Raw genomic sequence first — 2,257 nt, forward strand, 5'->3', positions numbered from 1 at the left:
TCGCGCTCGCCGTCGGCCGCTGCTGTATTCGGATCGGCACCGGCTTCCACCAGCGCCAGCGCGCGCGCGATCTCGCCGGCGCGCGCGGCGGCGAGCAGGGCCTGTGCCTGCTCGGACGTGCCGGCGGTGCGTTCCTGCTCAGTCAACGCCGGCGGTGTGGCAGCAGCTGGTGGCGTGCGTGCGGCCTCGGCTGCCTCCTGCCGGCGCGAACGGCGTCCTTCGCACAACATGACGCGCAAGCTGCGGTTGGCAACGACCAGGCATCCCAGCGGCATCAGCAGCACCGCATAGATCACCAGTGCGGCCGTGCGCATTTCCGAAGGCAGCACACCATAGAGGCCGCTTAGTGCAATGGCGGCGAACGCCAGCACCAGCAAGGCGAGCGCACTGGGAAGGAAATGGCTGAAGAAATGCTCCTCGCGCGACAGGTGCCGGCCGAACGTCACGCTGCGCGCCGTAGCGGTGAACAACCAGGAACCTTCGCCCTGGCTATGTGCGGGGTAGGCGTCATCCCACACATAGATCAGCGCGAACGCGGGCCAAAGTCGCCACAGCGCCATCAACGCCACCACCAGTGCCGCGGCAAGCGCCAGGCTGCCGCCAAGGGTGGGATGCTGGGTAAGGCGCAGCATCGGCCACGCGATCAGCAGGAACACCAATGCGACATAGCAGGTGAACATTCCCAGATGCGCCGCGCCGCGCCGCATCACGGTGCGGAAGAAATCCGGCTCCGGATCGAAGCCTATCGCGTGGCACACCGCGGCCATGGTCAAGGTGTTGGCCAGCAGCAGCGGAATCAGCGTAAGCGGATGCGCGCCCAGCGCGGCGATGCCGGCCATGATCAGCCCCGGCAGAAACCAGACAAACGAGATGAGCGCGGAAGAAGGATGGCGCGATTTGATAGGTGGCATGAGGGGCAGTATAGAAATCGGCAGCGCGTCAGACGGTAATCACTTGTTAACAACCCTCAAGGCGATGGTCATTCCTCGTCACGGTCGGACACCGGCGATGGATTCTGTGCTGCCGCGGGAACCGCCAGCGTTTCCTGCGGCGGTAGTTGCAAATGCCACCCCTGCGTGCGCAGATGCTGCATCACCACGTCCACATCTTCATGCGGCAGGCGTCGCTCGGCATGCAACTCCACTTCGAGCACGAAGCGCAAATCGCCAAGCAGCAGCGACAGCGAGGCCGGCAGCACATCGAAATGATCTTTGCGGTCCAGCCACACGTAGGTGTCGGGCTTGCGCTGGCTGGCGTAAACGAAACAATGCATGACCTTTGCCCGCCGAAAGTCGTATGGGGTCCGAAGGTTAGCAGAGCGGGAAAGGGGTGGCTGGCGCGGGCGGAGCTAGCGTTCATGCAAGCCAGTTCTAAGACGGCCGCCGCGCCCTGTTCTGGCATGCTGCAACCGCACTTGCGCAGGCGGGCCCGAGTCGGCAGAGTGCCGGCCTGGGGTATCAAACGCGCGTATGAATTTTCCGACTCGCGGGCCCCCCTACGCCCGAGCCGGGGGGCGCCCGACCTCTCGGCAAGATCCCGGTCTCGATGGCCGGGCTAGTCACCATAAAGAAAAGCAGGAGCATGCGATGCACACGTCCTTTCGTAACACCGCCCATGGTGGCCGTCCGCTCGCCTTGGCTGCACTGGGCCTGGCCGTTGCCGGCGCGTTGGCCGCGCCGCAGGCCCACGCCAGTTCGTTCCAGCTGAAGGAAGACAGCGCGCAGGCCATGGGCCGTGCCTACGCCGGATCGGCAACCGCCGGCGGCGATGTTTCGGTGGTGGCCAACGCGCCGGCGGCGATGAGCGACCTGAAGGGCACCTATTTCGAAGCGGATGTCACCGCGATCAATTTCAGCGCCAACTTCACCGGTAGCGCGCACGACGTGCTGGGCAACCCGATCAGCGGCGGCAACGGCGGCGATGCCGGCACCACCATGCCGGTGCCTTCGTTCTTCTTTGCCACGCAGGTGTCCGATCGCTGGCACGTGGGCGCCGCCTTCACCGTGCCGTTCGGTTTCAAGACCGAATACGACAACAACTGGGTGGGCCGTTACAACTCGATCTATTCGAAGTTCGAATCGATCGACGGCACCATGTCCGCCTCGTTCAACGTGACCGACAACTTCGCCATCGGCGCGAGCGCCATCGCGCAGCACACCACCGCCACGCTCAGCAACGCCATCAACTTCTCCAGCGTGGCGCTCGGCCTGGCCGGCCCGGGCACGCCGGCCAACCTGCCGATCAGCGAAGTGTACGG

2 protein-coding genes and 1 pseudogene are annotated in these 2,257 nt (G+C 65.1%); 1 reads left to right on the forward strand and 2 read right to left on the reverse strand.

From position 1 onward, the window contains the following. Positions 1 to 839, reverse strand: a pseudogene (locus VMA74_RS02825) (hypothetical protein); the annotation flags it as partial. A gap of 140 nt (positions 840 to 979) precedes the next feature. Continuing rightward, positions 980 to 1,273, reverse strand: coding sequence for a YcgL domain-containing protein (locus tag VMA74_RS02830; protein ID WP_325364607.1), 294 nt, complete (start codon positions 1,271 to 1,273; stop codon positions 980 to 982). Between the two features lie 313 nt (positions 1,274 to 1,586). Between VMA74_RS02830 and VMA74_RS02835 the strand changes: the two genes are divergently transcribed. After that, a partial coding sequence (locus VMA74_RS02835; RefSeq protein ID WP_325364609.1) for an OmpP1/FadL family transporter occupies positions 1,587 to 2,257 on the forward strand: 671 nt, incomplete at its 3' end.

This window comes from Dyella sp., assembly GCF_035508675.1.
Taxonomy (GTDB): Bacteria; Pseudomonadota; Gammaproteobacteria; order Xanthomonadales; family Rhodanobacteraceae; genus Dyella_B.